Source organism: Heyndrickxia acidiproducens DSM 23148 (genome assembly GCF_000374345.1).
Lineage (GTDB): Bacteria > Bacillota > Bacilli > Bacillales > Bacillaceae_C > Weizmannia > Weizmannia acidiproducens.
Genome location: NZ_KB894008.1, coordinates 17,135 through 38,310, shown reverse-complemented (window position 1 = coordinate 38,310; position 21,176 = coordinate 17,135). Strand labels below are relative to the sequence as shown.

At 46.7% G+C, this 21,176-nt stretch carries 19 protein-coding genes; 5 read left to right on the top strand and 14 right to left on the bottom strand.

The genetic code is table 11. The features are described 5' to 3' along the window. The coding region (locus C232_RS18640) for a recombinase family protein (RefSeq protein WP_018664491.1) at positions 1-266 on the bottom strand (266 nt) is incomplete at its 3' end. Between the two features lie 337 nt (positions 267-603). Further along, a complete protein-coding gene (locus tag C232_RS19800) occupies positions 604-771 on the bottom strand; it encodes a hypothetical protein (protein WP_018664490.1) in 168 nt (55 codons plus the stop codon). Positions 772-1,058: 287 nt separating this feature from the next. Here C232_RS19800 and C232_RS0112420 point away from each other — a divergent pair, with 287 nt between their 5' ends. The 5 genes from C232_RS0112420 (at position 1,059) to C232_RS0112400 (ending at position 6,956) form a co-directional block, all read left to right on the top strand. Then, positions 1,059-2,255 carry an acyl-CoA dehydrogenase family protein gene (locus C232_RS0112420; protein WP_018664489.1) on the top strand — a complete coding sequence of 399 codons (1,197 nt, stop codon included), beginning with the start codon at positions 1,059-1,061 and terminating at the stop codon, positions 2,253-2,255. 183 nt (positions 2,256-2,438) lie between these two features. Then, the gene (locus tag C232_RS0112415; RefSeq protein WP_018664488.1) at positions 2,439-3,647 is read left to right on the top strand and encodes a dihydrolipoamide acetyltransferase family protein; all 1,209 of its coding nucleotides are present in this window, start codon (positions 2,439-2,441) and stop codon (positions 3,645-3,647) included. A 22-nt stretch (positions 3,648-3,669) separates the two neighbouring features. Further along, a complete protein-coding gene (gene pdhA, locus C232_RS0112410) occupies positions 3,670-4,752 on the top strand; it encodes a pyruvate dehydrogenase (acetyl-transferring) E1 component subunit alpha (protein WP_018664487.1) in 1,083 nt (360 codons plus the stop codon). Further along, on the top strand, positions 4,749-5,726 hold the full coding sequence (locus C232_RS0112405; protein WP_018664486.1) for an alpha-ketoacid dehydrogenase subunit beta: 978 nt from the start codon (positions 4,749-4,751) through the stop codon (positions 5,724-5,726). Before pdhA ends, C232_RS0112405 begins: the two co-directional genes overlap by 4 nt. A gap of 201 nt (positions 5,727-5,927) precedes the next feature. Then, entirely contained in the window at positions 5,928-6,956 is a 1,029-nt protein-coding gene (locus C232_RS0112400) for a CdaR family transcriptional regulator (RefSeq protein ID WP_018664485.1), read from the top strand. Positions 6,957-7,092: 136 nt separating this feature from the next. On the opposite strand, the gene C232_RS0112395 is transcribed toward C232_RS0112400, so the two are convergent. The 12 genes from C232_RS0112395 to C232_RS0112340 all read right to left on the bottom strand — a co-directional run bounded on the left by C232_RS0112395 (position 7,093) and on the right by C232_RS0112340 (position 21,116). Continuing rightward, entirely contained in the window at positions 7,093-8,232 is a 1,140-nt protein-coding gene (locus C232_RS0112395; RefSeq protein WP_018664484.1) for a glycerate kinase family protein, read from the bottom strand. 218 nt (positions 8,233-8,450) lie between these two features. Next, positions 8,451-9,776 carry a GntP family permease gene (locus tag C232_RS0112390; protein WP_340139682.1) on the bottom strand — a complete coding sequence of 442 codons (1,326 nt, stop codon included), beginning with the start codon at positions 9,774-9,776 and terminating at the stop codon, positions 8,451-8,453. Positions 9,777-10,038: 262 nt separating this feature from the next. After that, positions 10,039-10,902 (bottom strand): glycerophosphodiester phosphodiesterase family protein, encoded by an 864-nt coding sequence (locus C232_RS0112385; RefSeq protein WP_018664482.1) that lies wholly within the window; start codon positions 10,900-10,902, stop codon positions 10,039-10,041. 61 nt (positions 10,903-10,963) lie between these two features. Further along, a complete protein-coding gene (locus C232_RS0112380) occupies positions 10,964-12,313 on the bottom strand; it encodes an ABC transporter substrate-binding protein (protein WP_018664481.1) in 1,350 nt (449 codons plus the stop codon). Between the two features lie 12 nt (positions 12,314-12,325). Further along, positions 12,326-13,138: a carbohydrate ABC transporter permease gene (locus C232_RS0112375; protein ID WP_018664480.1), complete on the bottom strand. Its 813-nt coding sequence runs from the start codon at positions 13,136-13,138 to the stop codon at positions 12,326-12,328. Beyond that, entirely contained in the window at positions 13,135-14,070 is a 936-nt protein-coding gene (locus C232_RS0112370) for a carbohydrate ABC transporter permease (RefSeq protein ID WP_018664479.1), read from the bottom strand. Before C232_RS0112370 ends, C232_RS0112375 begins: the two co-directional genes overlap by 4 nt. Beyond that, on the bottom strand, positions 14,067-15,173 hold the full coding sequence (locus tag C232_RS0112365; protein ID WP_018664478.1) for an ABC transporter ATP-binding protein: 1,107 nt from the start codon (positions 15,171-15,173) through the stop codon (positions 14,067-14,069). Before C232_RS0112365 ends, C232_RS0112370 begins: the two co-directional genes overlap by 4 nt. Positions 15,174-15,588: 415 nt before the next feature. Next, on the bottom strand, positions 15,589-15,948 hold the full coding sequence (gene uraH / locus C232_RS0112360; RefSeq protein ID WP_018664477.1) for a hydroxyisourate hydrolase: 360 nt from the start codon (positions 15,946-15,948) through the stop codon (positions 15,589-15,591). 18 nt (positions 15,949-15,966) lie between these two features. Continuing rightward, entirely contained in the window at positions 15,967-17,409 is a 1,443-nt protein-coding gene (locus tag C232_RS0112355) for an NAD(P)-binding domain-containing protein (RefSeq protein ID WP_018664476.1), read from the bottom strand. A 31-nt stretch (positions 17,410-17,440) separates the two neighbouring features. Then, positions 17,441-17,935 (bottom strand): 2-oxo-4-hydroxy-4-carboxy-5-ureidoimidazoline decarboxylase, encoded by a 495-nt coding sequence (gene uraD, locus C232_RS0112350; RefSeq protein ID WP_018664475.1) that lies wholly within the window; start codon positions 17,933-17,935, stop codon positions 17,441-17,443. A 15-nt stretch (positions 17,936-17,950) separates the two neighbouring features. Beyond that, a complete protein-coding gene (locus C232_RS18635; RefSeq protein ID WP_018664474.1) occupies positions 17,951-19,276 on the bottom strand; it encodes a nucleobase:cation symporter-2 family protein in 1,326 nt (441 codons plus the stop codon). Between the two features lie 250 nt (positions 19,277-19,526). Further along, on the bottom strand, positions 19,527-21,116 hold the full coding sequence (locus C232_RS0112340) for a PucR family transcriptional regulator (RefSeq protein ID WP_018664473.1): 1,590 nt from the start codon (positions 21,114-21,116) through the stop codon (positions 19,527-19,529). Positions 21,117-21,176: the final 60 nt, after the last annotated feature.

The following is a 21,176-nucleotide window of genomic DNA, read 5'->3' as shown; positions in this document are numbered from 1 at the left end:
TCCGTTATTTTCCCTTCGTTAGCGAGTTTCATTATTTTTAAAAGGCCTTTTCGTTTATCGTTTAGTCCGGAACCCACTTCATCAATAACGATAATGTCTTGATATTGATGAGAGTCTATTTTTTCCTTGATAATTTGAACTTGTCTTTCTAAATCCCCTTTCTTCTTTTGCTCATGGGAGGACACTCTGGCATATATAGCCAAAACCTTATGTTTTTTGGACGTTTTTTTGTTGCCAAGCAAACGATCCAGTTCGCTTTGACTCAATTTTCTCATTCCACTCGGAGTTCTGGTAAACGTTACTTTATTGTCTTTGTCCTATCTTTGAAGTGTTTTTACGGTTACACCTAATATTGCTGCGGCTTCATTCATTCTGTATAGTTTTTCCACAGAAGAATTATATACCCAAAAGTATGTGCTTGTCTACCTGTGTATATAATATTGAAAACTGCTGTTTACCCTGGCTCAGAAACTGATCTTAGGTTACAGGTTCATAAAAATTCAATTCAAACGATAATTTAATCTTTTGAGCGAATCCGGAAAAAGACAAGCAAATAAGCGTTATTTTGGGGCCGATCTTTACGCATCGGCCCCAATTTTTTACTTATAAACCTCCACAGGATTTCTTACTCGTTTCTTCCTTGTCACGCACTTCTGCTGTTTCTTTTTGGACAGACTCAAGTCCATAACCTGTGGAGCTGACTTCCAAGTTTTCCTGCCGGTTCTTCTTAGATAATGGATTCAGATTTGGATCAAAGTTGTTGGTTTCCATTGGATTCTCCTTCAATTGTTAATATATATAGGATCTGCAAAACCGTCTCTTTTCATGAGTGACATTCACTTGGGAAATACAGTCTTGTTCTCCGGAATACGCTGTCTTGTACAAATACATTTCCAATGTTGTACAGTTAAATTTTTACAGGTAAAGACTGAACACTGCTTACCCAAAAGTCCGGGGCAGCAGTTTTTTAATTTAACCTTTTACCCCACTTGATGGCATCAAAATAACCATTGGGCCGTAAATTTACAATAGCTGAATCAATTAGGGGGTTAAAATACATGAATTTCAACCTGACCGAGGAACAGGAACTGCTAAAAAAGACCGTAAGAAGCTTTACAGACAAAGAGATACTACCATACATCGATGAGTGGGACAGAAATCATCATTTTGAAACAGGGATACTAAAAAAGCTGGCGAATCTCGGGCTGATGGGGGTCTGCATTCCGGAAGCGTACGGCGGAAGCGGCATGGATTACAACTCGCTGGCGATTGTGTGTGAAGAACTGGAAAGGGGCGATACGGCATTCCGGACAGCCGTCAGCGTGCATACTGGCTTAAACAGCCTGACCCTGCTGCAATGGGGATCGGAAGCACAAAAGCAGAAATATTTAATTCCGCAGGCAAAAGGAGAAAAAGTTGGCGCATTCGGCCTGACTGAACCTGGTGCCGGCTCTGATGTGGCAGGGATCGGTACCACCGCAGTTAAGAAAGGCAGCCATTATATTTTAAACGGACAAAAAACGTGGATCTCCCTCTGCGATGTGGCCGACCATTTTATCGTCTTTGCATACACCGATAAATCGAAAAAGCACCGCGGGATCTCTGCCTTTATTGTCGAACGCACAATGCCGGGTTTTACCTCAAAAGCGATAAAAGGCAAGCTTGGGATCCGGGCCGGAAATACCGGGGAACTGTTTTTCGATCATTTAAAAGTACCGAAAGAAAACTTGCTTGGTGAAGAAGGAGAAGGCTTTAAAATTGCGATGTCGGCGCTCGATAACGGGCGGTTTACGGTTGCTGCGGGGGCCTGTGGTTTGATCATGGCCTGCCTCGAAGCCAGTGTCAAATACTGCCATGAGCGCAAAACATTCGGCAGCGAAATCGGCAGACACCAACTTGTCCAGCAAATGATTGCGAAAATGGAAGCCGGCTGCCAAATGAGCCGCCTGCTCGTCTTCCGTGCCGGTGAATTGAAAAACCAGGGTAAACGGAATACACGGGAAACCTCGCTGGCAAAATGGCAGGCCTGCGATTTTGCCAGTGAAGCGGCCAATGATGCCGTCCAAATCCACGGAGCATACGGCTGCTCGGACGAATATCCGGTTGAACGTTATTTGCGAAACTCGAAAGCCCCGGTTATTTATGAAGGCACAAGAGAAATCCACACGATCATGCAGGCGGAATACGTACTCGGGTACCGCACCGACAAACTATTGAACCACACATTGCCGGCCTGGCCTTTTGAATCGTCCTGACGTTCTAAAGCCCATTTTGTTTTTCTTACTTGTACGAGGAATAACGAAACGCTCTATACAATATCTTTTGTAAGGAATGATACCGCTCTGCCATCTAATAGGCTAAGACTCTTTTTTTGAAAACGTTTTCTACACAGCCCGCAATTTTATGAAAAAGCCCTAATGAATTGGAGGGATTTTAAAATGCTATACGAGTTCAAGCTGCCGGATATTGGAGAAGGCCTGCACGAGGCGGAAATTCTCCAATGGTTCGTATCTGCCGGTGATACAGTGGAAGCCGATTCCCCTATTGCTGAGGTTCAAACTGATAAAGCCGCGGTCGAAATCACGACACCCGTAAAAGGAAAGATCAAACAGCTTGGAGGCAAAGAAGGGGCAAAAATAAAAGTCGGAGAAATCCTCACCACCCTGGAAACAGAAACGCCCACAGAAACGGCGCAAGAATCTCCATCACCCGCAATCGAACCCATCCAATCACCGGAAAAGACAGCACAAGAAAAACCGTTGATTAAAAAACGCATCATTGCTCCGCCAACCGTCCGTAAAAAAGCAAGGGAACTGAATATCCCGATTGCGGAAGTTACGGGAACGGGCAAAGCCGGACGGATAACGGAAGAGGATTTATACCGATATTTGAACCAAATAGTGCAAGCTGCTGCTCCCCCTGCTGGACCAGTCCAGGCAAATGCATCAGAAGAACGCCATCCGATCCGCGGGCTGCGCAAAGTCATCAGCGAAAACATGGTGAAATCTTTTTACACCGCCCCGCAAGTCTCCGGTTTGGATGAATGCGATGTCACCAAACTTGTCGCCCTGCGGAAACAAATGATCAACAGCGGTGAAATGAACGGGGTAAAGCTCACCTATCTGCCGTTTATTGTAAAGGCAGTGGCAAAAGCACTGCAAGCCCATCCGATTTTTAATGCCAGCATTGATTCGAAAACCAATGAATATATCATGAAAAAGTACTACCATATTGGCATTGCAACCGCAACAAAAAAAGGCCTGGTTGTGCCGGTTATCCGCCATGCAGACCAAAAATCCATACTTGAACTTGCAATTGAGATTAACAGCCTTGCAGAAAAGGCACATGCCGGAACCTTAACACGCGAAGAGTTGAGAGGAAGCACGTTTACCATTACAAATACAGGCGCAAAAGGCGGATGGTTTGCAACACCGATTATTAACTATCCGGAAGTCGCCATTCTAGGGGCTCATGCAATCAAGCGTAAACCGGCAGTGGTTGGGGATGAAATTGCTATCCGCGATGTGATGGGCATATCGCTCACGTTTGACCACCGCTTAATTGACGGGGAACCGGCAGGCCAGTTTATGCACACACTGGGAAAATATTTGGAAAGCCCGGAACTGATGCTGGTCCATTTGCGTTAATAATCGCCAGGGAGGGATAAAAATGTTAGAAAAACAAACGCCGTCATTCCCCCTCTTCCAAATTTTAGATGTTGAGGGAAACTGTGATTGTCTGCATGAATTCGACCGTGGTCTTCTTCTCCATATGTACCAATGGATGCTAAGGAGCCGGGAATACGATATCCGCCTGTTGAAGATGCAGCGCCAGGGCAGAATTGGCACGTATGCCCCGTTTAAAGGACAGGAAGCCGCACAAATTGGCAGTGCATTTCCCCTTGAAAAGCAGGATTGGATTTTTCCAAGCTACCGTGATATAGCAGCCTGTATGGTTCACGGAATGCCGCTATCCCAAGTATTAAAATTTGTAAAAGGATATTTTGAAGGCGGTAAATCTCCGGATGGCATCCCTATTTTTCCGATTCAAATTATCATTGCCGCCCAGACACTGCATGCTGCCGGCTGCGCACTGGCTGCAAAACTGAAGGGAGAAAAAAGCGTCAGCGTTTGTTATTTCGGAGATGGCGCCACTTCCCAGGGGGATTTTCACGAAGCCTTGAATTTCGCTTCTGTCTACAAGGCACCTGTCGTATTTTTCTGCCAAAATAATCAATGGGCCATCAGTGTCCCGCTTGCCCGGCAGATGGCGAGCGAAACAATTGCACAAAAAGCTGTCGCTTACGGAATCAAAGGCGTAAGGGTTGATGGCAATGATGTGCTTGCTGTCTACCAAGTTATGAAAGAAGCTGTCGAAAGCGCCCGCAGAGGAGAAGGCCCGGTGCTTATCGAAGCCGTGACCTGCCGGATTGGCCCGCATACAACCTCGGATGACCCGGCAAAATACAGAAATCAAAAAGAAGTAGAGGCTTTCGCAATGCAAAAAGATCCATTAACGCGGATGAAAAAACTTATCTTCAAAGAAGGGTTGTGGACAGAAGAAGAAGAACAGCAATTTTTAAAACAAGCCAACAGTGAAATGACAGCGATTGTCGCAGAAATTGAAAAAACAAACCCAACTTCACCCGATGAGACATTTAACCATGTGTATGCATCTCCCGGGGCACTGCTGGCAGAACAGCAGCAGGACTTGAAACACCTCCTCAAGCAGAAAGGAGCGTTCCGCCAATGACAACAAAAACAATGATTCAAGCAATCAATGAAGCGATGCGGCAGGAAATGGAACGGGACTCCCGCGTTATTGTGCTGGGTGAGGATGTCGGAAAAAATGGCGGTGTATTTCGAGCAACAGACGGTTTATTTACGCAATTTGGCGAAAACCGGGTGATTGATACGCCTCTTGCCGAATCCGCAATTGTTGGCACTTCGGTCGGCCTTGCCGTCAACGGGATTAAACCCATTGCTGAAATCCAGTTTCTCGGGTTCGCTTATGAAGCGATGGACCAGATCTGCTCCCAGGCGGCAAGGATCCGGTACCGGTCTGGTGGCAGATATACCGTGCCCCTGGTCATCCGGAGCCCGTATGGCGGCGGGGTGCGTACACCTGAACTCCACTCCGATTCTTTAGAAGCGCTCTTCACCCATACACCCGGTTTGAAAGTCGTCACGCCATCAAATGCGTTTGACGCCAAGGGCCTGCTGATCTCTGCGATTCGCGATGAGGATCCGGTGATTTTTTTGGAGCCGATGAAACTGTACCGCACCATGCCGATGGAAGTACCGGATGAAGCCTATCAAGTCCCGCTCGGAAAGGCAAAAATTGTAAAAGAAGGCAATGATCTTACCATCGTCACCTGGGGCGCAACCGTACCGCTTGTCGAAAAAATAGCCCATGAACTTTCAAAAACAGGCACCTCGGTTGAAGTGATTGATTTGCGAACCCTCCAGCCGCTTGATCTTGGCACCATTATCGATTCCGTCGAAAAAACAAGCCGCCTTATGATCGTCCACGAAGCGGTCAAAACATCCGGCTTCGGCGGCGAAATTGCAGCACTCGTCTGCGAAAAAGCCCTGTTCTCATTATCCGCCCCAATCTATAGAATCACCGGCTACGACACCCCCTACCCTGTCGCAACCGTTGAAGACGAATGGCTCCCCAACCAAGAACGGATTTTAAAAGGCATTCACGAGATTTTAGATGATTAGACTGGATCCCAGGCGGAGCACCCGCCGGGATTTTTTTGATGGGTTTCTTATTTTGAAAGAGGATCTATAAAGCTGAAGTCTACCTTTCCAAAACAAAGCACTCCACTCCACTGCTGCATTTTTCCATCCCAAAACAAGCCCAAGCTTATGCTATATTAATAGTAAAACGGGTGTGAACGAACGCTTGGGAGGATGATGGTTTTGAGCAAATGGCTGACGCGGGAACTTGCACAGGGAATTGTGGAAAAGATGATGAAGGACATCCCCTATAGTATCAACATTATGAATGAAAAAGGCATGATAATTGGCAGCGGGAATAAAAACCGGGTTGGCACGCTGCATCGCGGTGCGGTACAGGCACTGAATACCGGAAAAATGATAGAAATTTATTACGATAATCGATTTGAGAAAAGGGGCACGAACGAACCCATTGTCATTGGTAATCAATATATCGGCGTTGTCGGCATTACCGGAGAGCCGGAAGAAGTACTGCCTTTTTGCCGAATTGTCAAGACTGCGGTGTCTTTATTGATCGAACAAAATATCTTAATCGGCAATCGCGAGGCGGAGCGGAACAGGGAAGCGGCTTTCCTGGAAGCCCTTTTAAATGAAAAAAAGGCCTATTCACAGCAGCTGATGAATGAAGCAGAACATTACCATATTCATCTCCATGTTGAAAACAGCGTCGTTCTTATAAAGCATGTAAAAAAGAAGAAAAAAGTTGATGCTCTATTAAAACCCTTTCCTGCTTTTAAAAAACAGAATGAAAATATGTATATTGTCATTTTGCAGAGTCAAAAGGACGTTGAGCGCGTGGCGGAAAGCCTGCTCGATATTGATCAGCATGCGGTTGTGGCAGCCGGAATGCAGGGATTGAACATTGCCACAAGCTTCCACCAGGCACGCCTATGCATGCGGGTTTCTGAAAAACTTCACTTATCCAGCCGGTTTTTCAACTATCAGGATTGGAAATTTCCCGCAGAACTTTCCGAGATCAATATTTTGCCGGCGGATCCAAAGCATGGCAATTTAAATCTCCCGGATGTTCTGATGCAAACCTTGACCACTTTTATCGACCATAATGGCAATCCAACCGAGACGGCGCGTGCGCTTATGATCCACCGCAACACACTGTATTACCGTCTGGGCAGGATTGAACAGCTGACAGGAAAAAATCCAAATCGAATACTCGATTTATTTGAACTCGTCTATTTGTTGCTGCAGCAATAACAATTACAAACATCGTTTCACCGTCTTTAATTCCCTCGTTTTTTCTTTGTTGCTGCAGTAATAGCAATTACAAACCAGCCTGCGTGCAGCTTTTTACATTACCCGTGCGCGAGCTTTGCCGATACTCATCCTGCCTTTACTTTACGTTTACCAGCCGCGCAATATTTTCACAAGCCCGCTCAACATTCTCCGCACCCGTCTGCAACGCTTCTTCCAGGTCCATTGGATGGGGCAGGATTCCGAATACAGCGTCAATCCCTTTTTCATATAAAACATCGATCTTTTCCCCGATATAGCCTGCGACGGCAATTACAGGTTTCCCGTGCTTCTTCGCCGTTTGTGCAACGCCATAAGGGGTTTTCCCAAATTGGGTTTGGAAGTCGATGCTGCCTTCCCCGGTCCAAACCAAATCTGCTTCTTTTACCTTCTGCTCCAAACCGGTGTACTCCACAACGAGATCAATGCCGCTTTTTAACTGGGCATCGGCAAACACCATCAGGCCTGCGCCGAGCCCGCCGGCAGCCCCTGCTCCCGGCACCTCCGCAATATCCTTGCCAAGCTGCTCTTTTATGACTTTAGCATAATGCGCAAGGTTGGCATCCAATGTTTGCACCATGTCTTTCGTCGCGCCTTTTTGCGGGCCAAACACATGGGAAGCACCGTTTTCCCCGCACAAAGGATTACTGACATCGGAAGCAACAAAAATTTGCACATCTGCAAGCCGCGGATCAAGTCCGGACATCTCAATTTTCGCCAGATCCCCAAGCGCACCGCCGCCAAACGGAAGCACCGCACCGTCCTGGCTTAAAAATTGGACACCGAGCGCCTGCGCCATTCCTGCTCCGCCATCATTTGTGGCACTGCCGCCAATCCCAATCACAATATTGTTCACCTGTTTATCCAGGCAGGCTTTAATCAGTTCGCCCGTTCCGAATGTCGTAGTTATCAACGGATTTTTCGTTTCTTTTGTCACCAAATGAATGCCGCTTGCCGAAGCCATTTCAATTGCGGCCGTTTCCCCGTCACCGAGGATCCCATAGTGGGCCGTGACTGGATTTCCGAGCGGCCCTGTTACTGTTTCGCGATAAATTTTCCCGCCAGTGGCATCGATGAGTGATTGTACCGTTCCTTCCCCGCCATCTGCCATCGGAACCTGGATGCATACCGCGTCCGGAATGGCTTTCTTAATCCCGGCTTCCATTGCCATACACACTTCTTTTGCGGTCATACTTTCTTTAAACGAATCCGGCGCTAATACAAATACTGGGTTTTTCATAATTTCACCCCTCCATTATAAAGTGAAACTTCCATCAGTGGGGTTTTCCTTCACCCCACTGATGAAAATCTGAACAAAGGCTAAAATCGCAACATCTTGTTGCAACGCCTTTGTGACCTGCATCCTGCAGGCCCAACCAATCGGACCTTTACGGGCAGTTTGATCTCCCACCTTTCTTCTTCGTATCTTAAATCTTGAGGTGGGAGTCTTACTGCCCGTTAAGAGTGGGATAAGATGAATCCATATAAAATTGTTGCCACAATCGTCATCGTGCCGCCGACGATCGCTTCGTATGGAACCACGCTCATTCTTTCTCTGATCGACATATTCATACTGCTGGCTGTGACATGGAAGTAATTCCCATGCGGCAATTGATCGATCACGGTAGCACCGGTATGGACCATCGCCGCTGCGGCAATCGGGGCCGTGCCTATATCCAGGATGGCTTTACTGAACGAACCCGTTGCAAGAATAACCCCTGTCGAAGTAGAGGCCGTTGCCGCTGCCATCAAAATTCCGGAGATTGGCGCCAAAAAAGTGCCCGAAATGCCGGAAGCCTTGATCAACGCTACGACTTCAACCGAAAGATTGGAAGCTGAGATCAGTCCGGCAATCGCACCAGCACCGATTAAAATCAGCACAGTTGCCGTCATCTTTTGGAGACCGGCCGCTGAATAGGCTAAAATATGTTTTCGATGGCCCATCGCGATCATGCCCAAAACACCGGCAATTGGTAAAACATACACCGCATCCATTTTAAAGGATGCCAGCGCAGAAATGCCTAAAATCTGCCCGATTGGATTGATCATCAAAAGCACAATCGCAACAACCGGGGCCACAATCGCGCGCCCAAAAGGAGGATATTCCTTTCCATTTTGATCCGTTTCAACCATATCGGATGCGGCAACTTGTACCCCTTTATGTTTGACAAGGGTAGCCACCAAAACCGTGACTGCAAGGCCGAAAACGGCAGGAATAAAATCATAAATCATCAAGCTGCTCAGTTCCACGTTAAATCCGTGTGCCGCAGCAATCGTGTTCGGATTCGGCGAAATCACATTTCCAGCCTTGCCCCCGCCTGAAAGCGCCAGCAGCAAGGCCAGTTTTGAAATGCCCATTTTGTTTCCAACCGATAAGGCGATCGGGGCAACAATTAAGACCGCAACCGGGATAAAAACGCCGACTGCTGTAATGACCATTGTAGCCAGTGCAAGAGATAAAATCGCTTTTCCTTCCCCCAATTTATTGACAATCGTTTGCGCAATCGTCTCAGCTGCACCCGACTCCATCATCGCCCCGGCCAAAATGCCGGCAGCCAGAACCCGGATCACCGTCCCCATCACACTTTGCGTTCCGGCAACCAGGATATTAACAGTATTGTCCAAGTTTGCCCCGCCAATCAGGGCACCAAGAATTGCTCCAACAAACAGCGCATAGACCGGGTTTAATTTTTTCAGGATCAAAATAATGGCAATTGCCAGCCCAATTATTGCGCCTATCCAGCTAATCGTGACTCCATCCAATTCTGTAACCTCCAAAATCATATTTTGTTCTATTATAGTGAGGATGTTGTCGAAAAACCATTGGAGGGGCGGAGAAAAAAATTAGGCATCTGCACAAATACAGATTTTACAACACCGTCACAATAGGTTTACCATATCAACAACTGGTAAACGAAAATATTTTATCGGGATTGTGAAAACAGACAAATTGAATACGTTTCCCTTTTTGGGCAAAAACTATTCCCATTCCCATTTTACCGAAATGATCACTTCAAATGAATGTAACGCGAAAATGCCCTTAATCTTATTCCTTGGCCAATTTCGTAAAATCCGTGAAGATGGCGTCGACTTGCCATTTTTGCAGTTTTTGTTTCGTTTCCCGGTTGTCTACAGTCCAAACGTGGACGGCCAACCCGTTTTTGTGTGCGCGTTTGACAAAAGTTTCACTCAAATGATTCAGACTCGGGCCGACTCCATCCGCATAGGTTTTCACTTCCTCAATGTTCATTTTCAGCGGATCGCCAAGCTGGATAATTTCTGTATCCGGATATTTTTTATCGAAAGCTATCAGGCTCTTTGCGTGAAAAGACTCGATGACAACTTGCCCCTTATGGCTGTTTTTCCCGATTAAGCGATGGCGCCGAAGAACTTCCACAAGTTTCCGGACCATTTCACTGTCCGAATTTTTGATCTCAATATAATAAGGGATCGATGTTCCAAAATGGCGGATGATTTCCTCCAGTTCCGGTACTTTTTCTCCCTTATCATCCGGGCTGAACCAGGATCCCGCATCTAACGCTTTGATTTGGGACAGCGTATGATCTTTTACAAGCCCCTGCCCGTTCGTTGTGCGATCAACCGTATCATCGTGCATTGCGATCAAACGGCCGTCTTTTGTCATTTGCAAATCAATTTCAATAAAATCCGCGCCCTGTTTTTTTGCAAGTTCATATGCAGCCAGCGTATGTTCCGGCGCATATCCGGAAGCACCACGATGGGCAATCACTTCCATGCTGCGTTTCTCCCCTGCCGCTTGCTGATTCTGCTTTGGAATAGAATACACTGCAACTGCCAAAAGGATGAACAGCAGCAGTACAGCCATTTTTTTCATCTCATTTGCCCCTTCCATGTAAAGATGGAGCATGTGACTGGTAATCACATGCTCCATCTTTACTATTCTCTTCAAAAGCCAAATCCATTCTTTTCCTCATTAAATCAAAGCTGGTTCGCTATTTCACTCCATTAACCTGATTGGCTTTTTTAATCGCTGCATTGGTTTCTTTTACGGCTTTATCGAGTGCCCGGCCGATGTCTTCCCCGTTGTATACACTTTCCATGGCATTTTCAACCGCTTTTCTTTCTTCCGGCAGGCTTTGCATGAGTGCGCCCTGTGTGGCTGTGGAAGCCTTTGTGGATTGTAATTGCTGTACCGGTACCTGCAGCTGCGGAACTTTACGATAAGCCTCTTTTACGACAGGATCTTTGTAAGCTTGCGGATGAATCGCGAAATATCCTGTGCCAGTATGCCATTCTGCTTGCGTATGCGGGCTGGCCAAAAATTTCATGAAGTCCCATGCCGCCTTTTGTTCTTCACTGCTTTTACCTTTAGACATCCAGAGGCTTGCTCCGCCGATCGCCACACCATTGCGCTGCACGCTTTCCGGATGCGGCAGGTACGCAACACCGACTTCAAAATCTGCATGATTGACAACATCGCGGATGTTTGCGGATGATTGGATAAACATCGCCACTTTTTCCGATAAAAAGCCGGCAACCATATCATTTCCGGCATTTGCGCCTGTTCCATAGTCTACGAAACTCTTGTCCTTAATCATGTTTTGCGCCCATTGTAATATGCTTTTTCCGGCTTCATTGTTGAAAACTGCTTTCGTTGGGGTTCCGGCATGGCCGTTTTCTTTGTTTACCAATAAGGAGCCCTGATTGGCGAGCAATTCTTCAAATAACCACCCATACGGCTGTAACGCAAAACCTTTCATCTTTCCAGCGTGTGAATCTGTTACTTTTTTTGCATAATCCTCAAGCTGTTCGAAGGTAAGATCTTTGGACTTGATTTCAATTCCGGCTTTTTTCAAGGCGTCCGCATTATAGTACAACACCGGCGTGGATGAGTTAAAAGGCATCGAATATAATTTGTTGTCAACGGTATAGTAGCTCAATATATTTTTTTCAAGCTGGGCGGTATCGTAATTATCCTGGTCAATAAACTTCTGGACCGGTTCGATAAAACCGCTGTTAATCATCGCCTTCGTGCCAATTTCCTGAACCTGGACAATGGTCGGGGCTTTTTCCGTTCCGCCGACGCTTTGGTATTTCGGCAGCGATTCTGTATATTCGCCCTGGTACTCGGCTTTAACGACCACTTTCTTTTGCGACTGATTGTAATCCTTCACAATTTTATCCAACGCTTTTTGCGGTTCCCCGCTCATGGAATGCCAAAATGTGACGACTATCCTGCCGTTTTCTTTCTGTGCCTCCGCATTCGTGGAGCTGCTGCTGCATCCTGCCAGGCTGGTAATCAAAGCCAATCCGATCAAAAATACCATCCATTTTTTCAACATCATCTCATCCCCCTATTTGAGCGAGCCTTCTGCAAGGCCTTTTTGCAAATGTTTCTGTCCAATAAACAATACGGCTAAAGCAGGTATTGCAATCAACATCGCACAGGCCATGATAACGCCCCATTGGTTCAGTGTTTCCTGTGACTGCATTTGTTTAAGCCCAATCTGTACCGTGCGCACCGTATCATTGGTGCTTGCCAGAAGCGGCCATAAGTACATATTCCAAGTAGCCAGAAAACTGTACGTTCCCAGTGTCGCAAGGCTGACCTTTGACATCGGCAGCACAACTTTTCCATAAAACTGCAAATGGCTCATGCCGATCAAGTCACTCGCTTCTTTTAACTCGGCAGGAATTTGCTTAAAATGTTGCCGCATTAAAAACGTACCGAATGCCGATGCAGCGAAAGGAACAATCAGCGCTGGATAAGTATTGAGCCACCCCAAATCCCGCATGGTTTGGAAATTCGGGATCATCTGCGCTTCAAAAGGAACCATCATCGTTGATATAAACAAGTAGAACAGGAATGTCTGCCCCTTAAACTTTGGAAAAACAAAGGCATACGCTGCCAAACTGGATAGCAGCAGCTGCCCGGCAGTAACGGCAAGCGAAACCAGCAAACTATTTGTGAGATAATGTAAAATTTCCGTGCTTTGAAACGCCTCGATATAATTTTGAAAGGACAGATTCTTAGAAAAATAGTGTCCCGATAAAATCTCATCCTGCGGCATCAGGCTCAGAGACAGCCCGAGTAATAGCGGCCCTCCAACAATCAGCGCGGAAATGGTTAATGCTGTATACAGCGCGGCTTTTGTCCCGATTCTCACTGGTAATGCACCTTCTTTTCCCCGACCTTGAACTGCAGCACCGTCAATGCAGAAATAATAAGTGCCAGAGTCACCGCCTCCGCACTTGCAGTTCCAAACTGGTGGTTGACAAAAGCATCCTGATAAATCGAATAGACAAGCAGGTTTGTCTCGTTGCTCGGCCCGCCTTTTGTCAGCATATCGATTTGCCCGAATGTTTGAAACGCCTGGATAACTGAAACAATCACAACAAAAAATAAAGTTGGCGACAAGAGCGGCAATGTAATCCGCCTGATTTGCTTCATATACGGAATCCCCTGGAGCTGTGCACTTTCATAAAGGCTGCGGTCAATACTCTGCAAGCCGCCCAACAGAATCAAAAAGGATAAACCAATATTCATCCAAACGGTAGACAATGAAATGGAGAACAATGCCCAATGCGGATCGGTCAGCCAGTCCACCGCAGGCAGATGAAGCCGCTCCATCAAACGGTTCATTATTCCGATCGAAGGATTGAACAGGAACATCCAAAAGACAGAAGCAACCGAAACGCTGATCCCCATTGTCGATGCAAAGATCGTCCGGAAAAATCCAATCCCCTTTAATTTTTCATTGGCTAAAAGCGCTAAAGCCAATGATATGAAGATGGTGGCCGAAACCGTACCCGCCACAAAGTAGACGGTATGCAGCATGCTCTGAAGATAATCATCGGAAACCAGCAGCTCTTTAAAATTATTGAGGCCCGCAAACACGACGGGGTTCCCGGCAAAATCGGTCAGATAAAAACTGAGGAATACAGTCCGGATCATCGGATAAAAAACAAATACGCCCAAAAGGAGCAAAGATGGCAGCAGAAATAACCATCCGGACAGGACATCGCTGGTTTTTTTCCGCAATTTTTTCCGTTTCTGTACAACCGGAAGTACATCTCCAACAGACAGCTGCAACATCATACCGTGATCACGCCTTTCTTTCCGAAAAAGCCCGTGACCCGTTCATGCGTACCGGGGTCAAAGCATTGCAAATCTTCCGGGGATATTGATATCTTGATCTTTTCTTCCGGCTGGACCATCCACTGCCCGTTCCATTTCGCTTTCCAAATCCGGTTTTGCACTTCAAACCCGATGATCGTTTCATTCCCCAGCTGTTCGACTGATAAAACCGGAACATGGATAACAAGATCTTCCGCACGCCCTTTAGGTTTCAAAGCCTCAGGACGGACGCCTATGATATAATGATTTCTTTCCGGTATGAACGAAAGGGGAACTGCCAGTCCGGGCGAAAGCTGCAAATCGCTCCGGCCGCCCTGATGAACAACTGCGGCATCTGCCACATTCATTTGCGGTGAACCGATAAATGAAGCAACAAACAAATTTGCAGGATGATTGTAAAGCTCAATTGGTTTTCCAATTTGCTGGATCTTTCCTTCGTTCAATACCATAATCCTGTCGCCCATTGTCATCGCCTCTGTCTGGTCATGTGTGACATAAACGAGTGTCAATCCCAATTGGCGCTGAAGCCGGCGGATCTCAGTCCGCATTTGTGCACGGAGCTTGGCATCCAAATTGGAAAGCGGCTCATCCATCAGACAGATTGGAGAGTCGCTGACAATTGCCCGCGCCAGTGCCACCCGCTGCCTTTGCCCGCCCGACAGCTCGCGCGGCTTCCGCCCGGCATAGTCCTGCAGCTGCACCAGCTCAAGCGCGCGTGTAAGACGCTTTTGTTTCTCCTCCCTGGATATTTTTTTATGGCCGATCCCAAACAGGATATTGTCTTTTACCGTCATATGGGGATACAATGCATAGTTTTGAAAAACCATCGATACTTGCCGCTCTTGTGGCAGAAGGTGATTGGCCGGCCGTCCGCCAAGATAGAGACTGCCTCCTGAAATTTCTTCCAGGCCGGCAATCATCCTTAAGATTGAGCTTTTACCACATCCGGACGGGCCGACCAGAACAAAGAATTCTCCTTTTTCTACCGTAAAATGAAGATCTCTTAAAACATCCATTCCTTTTCGGTAGGACTTTGACACATTTTCCATTTCAATCATCGCCATAAATGCCCCTCCCTTAATCTTTTTTCTACAACCAAAACGATAGCATAAAAAAAGAGGCATCAAGTCCATTTTAAGGAGACTTAACACCCCATTCGCAAATTCTTTACAGTTTTAACAATTGTCTAACAAAATCTGTAATCCTCAGGTTCCCCTGCAATCATTAGAATATTTCCTGGAGAATAGATTTTTTGCACAAAAAGAGGGCGTCCAAATACGCGCCCGGCTTTTTACCGCTCTTTGTTAGTCCCGCACAAAAACACTAGATCTGTGGTTCATGTCTTCCTGCCCTTTTTCATATCTGCTTCGCTAATATTCATGTCCATTTACGCTTCATTCATGTCCAGATCTGGTTCTTATTTTCTTGCCTCTTTTGTCAGTTTTACTTCTATTTATGTCTATTCCCGCTTGATTCCTGTTAACTTCCGCGATAGACTTGGTAACCCCATGGTGATACGAGCAGCGGGATATGATAATGGGAAGCAGGATCGGCAATCCCGAAACAAACCGGGACTTCCTCTAAAAATGGCGGATCAGGCAAACTGATTTCCTGCCGGCGGAAATAGTCGCCGATCGAGAAAACCAGTTTGTACTTACCCGCTTCTACTTCTTCCCCGCTGAGGAGCGGGGAATCGAGCCGCCCGTCTGAATTGGTGGCTGCTTTTTTTAAGCTGGTCCATGCAGATTGGGCGGAATCGAAAATATACAAGGCAACCGCTACATGATCTGCAGGTTTTCCATGGGTTAAATCCAAAATATGTGTTGTAATTCCAGCCATCTTGATTCCTTCCTTATCTTAATTTTGAGCTGCGGGCAGTAAACTTTCCTTTCTTGGCCATTGCCCGGTAAATTCAACTTCATGATAGTCGTAGAAGTCCTGTAAAATCTCGCTGCGATCATCGAGAAAAAGCTGATCGGCGACGCCTTTTACAATTTTCGGGATTGCAAACCGCATACCGGAAAGAGCGGAGGCGGACAACCCGCAGCTGATTAATGCGGCATAGTTAAAGGAAAACAGGCCGTGCAGGAGCTGTTCCCCTTTTTCATCGCGGCCGAGAAAAGCAAATTCCGGGCTGAGATACGGATGGGCATCAATGAACGGATTGGCAATTTTTTCAGGTGCCTTATAATAGTCACGCCAGCGGGCAATATATGGTTCCACAAGCCTCAGTTCAGGGCGCAGCGCCGGATCCGAGATCAGTCCTGTACTGATGATCAGAAAGTCAAACACAAATTTTCCGTGCGGCGTGGTGACAACAGCCCCATCAGCGGCCGCTTCCACATCAAGCCACGGCGAGCCGGTATGAAGCCGGAAACCGGGCCAGGAGCTCGCACGGTTAAAGACATCATTGGTCGGCGGCTGATTGTATTTAAAGAAATGTGACATGACTGCATACTTATCCGGATCAGCCAAGGCATGGTAGCGTTCGATCATGCCGGAAACTTCCATTTGCCGGATCGGATTTATCCGTTTTAAGCCTTCGCTGCGGACAAACACATGGGCTTCCGCCGCGCCATTGGCGAGGATATGATTCGCATTGTCAAAAGCAGAAGCACCCCCGCCCAATATTCCCACCTTTTTCCCTTTTAAAGCAGCTGCATCATAAAGAGATGAGGCATGGGCATAAAGGATTGAGGGCAGTTTTTCGGTGATCATGTTTGGGACATGCCATTCCCCGCCGCCTTGAATCCCGGTTGCCAGAATTACCTTTCGGGCGAGCAGGAAACTTGCCGGTGCGCCTTTCCCTTCAATTCGGAGGCGGTGAATACCGCTTTCTTCGGGCTCAATGAGCTTCAGGGTGACTTCATTGCGAACCGGCAGCTGCAGGACCTTCCGATACCAGCGCAGATAATTCATCCATTCTTTCCGCGGAATTTTATCCATTTCGTCCCAGGCCTTCTCCCCGTACTGGGCTGTCCACCACGATCTGAATGTCAGAGAAGGAATGCCAAGATCAATGGAAGTTAATTGTTTCGGCGTCCGCAGTGTATACATGCGGGCATAGGTATCCCACGGCCCCTCGCTGCCTTCCGGATTTTCATCTATCACCAGGATATTGGATATCCGCTCCTTCAGCAGGCCGAACGCAATGCCAAGACCGCCTTGCCCGCCCCCAACGATGACAGCATCATACACATGCCCTTCCGGATGGCGGAATGGCCGCACCCAGTCAGGGCCTCCAAAATTGAGATAAGATAAATCCCTTTCGACGCGCTGATTTAACGCTTCTAAACTCATACCATTTCATTCCCTTCACGATGTTTGATTTTCATAGAACGATTTCCTGTAAACGCAGACAGGCAATTTTACAGATTTCCTGGAGGGCCGTTTCAAATTCTTTTTCTTCTCCATGATCTACTCTGGTTTTCATCGCATTGTAAATGTCATCCTTACTTTTGCCGCGGACAGCCAAAATAAATGGGAAGCCGAACTTTTCCATATAGCGCTGATTCATGGTTTGAAATTTTTCATATTCCTCACTTGTTAAGTGTTTTAATCCGGCACCTTCTTGCTCGGCATTCGAGTAGGTGCTCATTTCCATGCGCCCGCCCAAATCCGGATGCGCCTGAATCAGTGCCAACTTTTGTTCCTTGCTTGAGCCTTCAACAATAGCTGCCATTTCCCGGAATAATGCCTCCCGGGAAGAAAAGGGCCTGGCGGCAGCTGCTTTTTCCGCGATCCACGGAGAATCTTCGAAAATTCCACCGAGGATTTCAATAAATTTTTCCCGGCTGGATTGATTAAGTGTATCGATTGTGTACATGAGCAACCCCCCTTTTTATCCCTCTTTTAAGCCTGGTTCAACGGCCGGTGCAGGGGTGAATTCAGCAGGCTTATGTTCCCGTTTTGTCAATAATAGATTTAAAATAATTGCGCTCAGGCTGCCTGTAATAATCCCGTCATTCACCAGAATCCGGAGCATCGGCGGCAGGACGGCAAAGAGGTCGGGCACAACGGTTGTCCCAAGACCAAGGGAAACCGAACAAGCAATGATTAAGAGATTGCTGTTGCTGGAAAAATCAACATCCCGCAGCATCCGGATCCCGGAAGAAACAACCATGCCAAACATCACAACGGTTGCCCCGCCAAACACAGCAGTGGGAATAATCGTAGCCAGCGCGGCAATTTTCGGCAGCAGCCCAAGGCAGATCAAAATCCCACCGGCAGTTAGTGTTACCTTTCGCGTTTTCACGCCGGATAATTGAACAAGCCCGACATTTTGGGCAAATGTGCTGTACGGAAAAGCATTAAAAAACCCGCCCAGCATAAAGGAAAGCCCTTCTGCACGATAACCGTTCGTGATGTTTTTCTCAGTTAACTCCCGGCCGGTCATTTTCCCTAAAGCCAGGAAAGCACCTGTCGATTCCACCAAAATAACGGTACCGACGATCAGCATCGTCACAACCGGTGCCAAATGAAAGGTGGGAACACCGAAATGCAGCGGGGATGGAATATGAAACCAGGATGCCTCTGAAACGGATTGAAAGTTCACTTTTCCCATTAAAGCGGCCGCAATCGTTCCGGCAATAATCCCGAGGAGAACCGAAATCGCCCGCAGAAAACCTTTAAAGAAGCGGTTCATGATTAAGATGACAGCCAATACGCCAAAAGACAGGATCAAGTTTTCCGCCGAGCCGAAATCTTTGCTGCCTTCCCCGCCGCCCATATTTTTAATGCCGGACGGGATTAACGACAATCCGATAATCATAACCACTGTTCCTGTGACAACCGGAGGAAACAGTTTCAATAATTTCCCGTAAACCTTTGAAAATAAGATAATAAACAATCCGGCAGCAATGATAGCACCATAGATCGCCGTAATCCCGTATTGGGTGCCGATGGTAATCACCGGCGAAACGGCTACGAAAGAAGTTCCCATGATAACCGGAAGGCCAATGCCTGACAGCTTTGTCTGCCAAGATTGTAAAATTGTCGCAATGCCGCACGTCAGCAAATCCACCGAAATCAGAAAAGCCTGCTGCTCCGGTGTGAATTTTAAGGCGCTGCCAACGATCAGCGGAACCAAAATCGCACCGGCATACATGGCGAGTACATGCTGTAAACCAAGTGAAAAGACCTTTGGATATCCTGTATTTCCATTCATGATCATTTCCTCCTTGAATCAATGTCATATTTTATAACGTTTAAAAGTTATATTTGTTAACATATTAATGAATTTTCAGTCGATAAACAATGTTTAACATCAACAAAACTTTGAATCTTATCTGTACAGACTGCACAACTGAAGGAAGAAACAGGAGAGGATAAAATACTTTATGTAAGATTTTCTTACAAATAAGCCCAGGAAAATAAAATGCGCGGCGCACTGAAAACAGCCGGAAAACTTTCCTCTATTATCCGGCTGTTTCTATTAAGCTTTTAATTCGGAGTGCAAGCCGGAGCTGCAGGTTGGTTTCGGGATCTCTTATCCTTTTCCCAAGCAGTTCTTCACATTTTTCAATGCGGTAAACGACCGTATTACGGTGGACATACAATCTTTTTGCCGTTTCAGAGATTTGGCAGTTTGTTTCTAAAAAAACGGACAACGTGGCAAACAGAGACTGCTGTTCTTCCGGTTTTAGGCCGGTAAAGCCATTCAGTGCAAAGGTATAAAAATTTTTCAAATCGTCTTCAGGAATCAAACGCAGCAGTTCCATCACATCTTTTGTCAGGTAAGCCTGAATAAAGGCGGTTTTTTTATACATTCTGCCATGGACCAGCGCATCCGCTGCTTCTTTATAAGCGTTTTTCACCTGTAGGAATGTATGGCACAGATTACTGATTCCGAATGAAATGGTCTGTTGAAAATAGCCCGAAACGTTTTCCTGAATCCTGCGTAAAACAGCTTCGATGGATGGAACGGGATTTGGCACCGTTTCCTTTGCCTCAAATAAAAGAATACAATGTTCCCCCTTTTTAAAAAAGTGGGCATGCGGCATTTGAGCCGCGATTTCTTCTTCAATCAACGCATAGACATCATCCGGGTGAACTGTGCCATTTGTTTCATCCATTTTTCCGGCCGCACAAATATATGCCTGGTGATTGGGCAGTGAAAACTCTTCTGCCCGGTTGATGATTTCTTCCTGAGACGAAAACGCCCCTTCCAAAAAATGCAGAAAAAAATCGTTGCGGATGCTGCGTGCATGCTGTTTTAAAGCCTGTTCTTTCATATAGGCAAATGATATGACATTGATGGCCTGTTCGATCATCAGCGCACTTAAATGATCCGTCCGTTCAATTTCCCCGTAGACCGCAAGATAACCAATATGCTTTTCCCGGATATACATCGGGAAAAGATGGTACGTCTGCCGGTTGGACAGCACCGAAAACAAAAGCGGTTCAGACCATGATTCATTTGGGATCCGGGCAGGCAGAACCGATTCCAGCACCGAAAACGCTTGTCCATATCCTGTACGCCCTTTCGTTTTCGGATCAATAAACTGGACTGGATGCTGAATCATTTTTGATAATTCTTGAAGCAGCGGCTGGATGCCTCTTCCCTTCATAATAATGGCCGTAAACCTTTTATGGGCCTCAAGCGCAATCGTTAAATCCTGAGCATGCTTATCCAGAATGGCGCGCAATGTGTGGTTGACAATTTCCCCAAGAGACAGCTCAAGCGGCAGCTCAATAATCGGAAAAGATAAACGGTCGGCAAGTTCCAGCACCTCTGCCGGTACCTCCTGCAAAAAGCGTTTCGTCTTAATCCCGAGCACAGCACAGCCCCGTTCCGACATTGCGGCGACAAGATCTGCCAGCATGCCGGGATGATCTTTAAAATGATAGGCAGTCGTCACGAGAAAAACATCCGGTTTTAAAAAGTGGACAATATCGGGTGCATCCATCATATTGACTGTCTGAATCTCATGGTCTTTTCCCCGCTCCCCCGCAATCAGCTTCATGCCTGCCAATTCCGGGATCGCCAGCAGTTCAAACACTTTCATGGCACACCTCCGCAAATTTATTATGATTTCGTTATTTTATCACAATTTAGTGATGTTGAA

What these genes read in the sequence shown, in the direction of transcription:
- C232_RS19800 (WP_018664490.1), bottom strand. Translation starts at nt 771, where the DNA reads ATGGAAACCAACAACTTTGATCCAAATCTGAATCCATTATCTAAGAAG.
- C232_RS0112420 (WP_018664489.1), top strand. Translation starts at nt 1,059, where the DNA reads ATGAATTTCAACCTGACCGAGGAACAGGAACTGCTAAAAAAGACCGTA.
- C232_RS0112415 (WP_018664488.1), top strand. Translation starts at nt 2,439, where the DNA reads ATGCTATACGAGTTCAAGCTGCCGGATATTGGAGAAGGCCTGCACGAG.
- pdhA (WP_018664487.1), top strand. Translation starts at nt 3,670, where the DNA reads ATGTTAGAAAAACAAACGCCGTCATTCCCCCTCTTCCAAATTTTAGAT.
- C232_RS0112405 (WP_018664486.1), top strand. Translation starts at nt 4,749, where the DNA reads ATGACAACAAAAACAATGATTCAAGCAATCAATGAAGCGATGCGGCAG.
- C232_RS0112395 (WP_018664484.1), bottom strand. Translation starts at nt 8,232, where the DNA reads ATGAAAAACCCAGTATTTGTATTAGCGCCGGATTCGTTTAAAGAAAGT.
- C232_RS0112390 (WP_340139682.1), bottom strand. Translation starts at nt 9,776, where the DNA reads ATGATTTTGGAGGTTACAGAATTGGATGGAGTCACGATTAGCTGGATA.
- C232_RS0112385 (WP_018664482.1), bottom strand. Translation starts at nt 10,902, where the DNA reads ATGGAGCATGTGATTACCAGTCACATGCTCCATCTTTACATGGAAGGG.
- C232_RS0112380 (WP_018664481.1), bottom strand. Translation starts at nt 12,313, where the DNA reads ATGTTGAAAAAATGGATGGTATTTTTGATCGGATTGGCTTTGATTACC.
- C232_RS0112370 (WP_018664479.1), bottom strand. Translation starts at nt 14,070, where the DNA reads ATGATGTTGCAGCTGTCTGTTGGAGATGTACTTCCGGTTGTACAGAAA.
- C232_RS0112365 (WP_018664478.1), bottom strand. Translation starts at nt 15,173, where the DNA reads ATGGCGATGATTGAAATGGAAAATGTGTCAAAGTCCTACCGAAAAGGA.
- uraH (WP_018664477.1), bottom strand. Translation starts at nt 15,948, where the DNA reads ATGGCTGGAATTACAACACATATTTTGGATTTAACCCATGGAAAACCT.
- C232_RS0112355 (WP_018664476.1), bottom strand. Translation starts at nt 17,409, where the DNA reads ATGAGTTTAGAAGCGTTAAATCAGCGCGTCGAAAGGGATTTATCTTAT.
- uraD (WP_018664475.1), bottom strand. Translation starts at nt 17,935, where the DNA reads ATGTACACAATCGATACACTTAATCAATCCAGCCGGGAAAAATTTATT.
- C232_RS18635 (WP_018664474.1), bottom strand. Translation starts at nt 19,276, where the DNA reads ATGAATGGAAATACAGGATATCCAAAGGTCTTTTCACTTGGTTTACAG.
- C232_RS0112340 (WP_018664473.1), bottom strand. Translation starts at nt 21,116, where the DNA reads ATGAAAGTGTTTGAACTGCTGGCGATCCCGGAATTGGCAGGCATGAAG.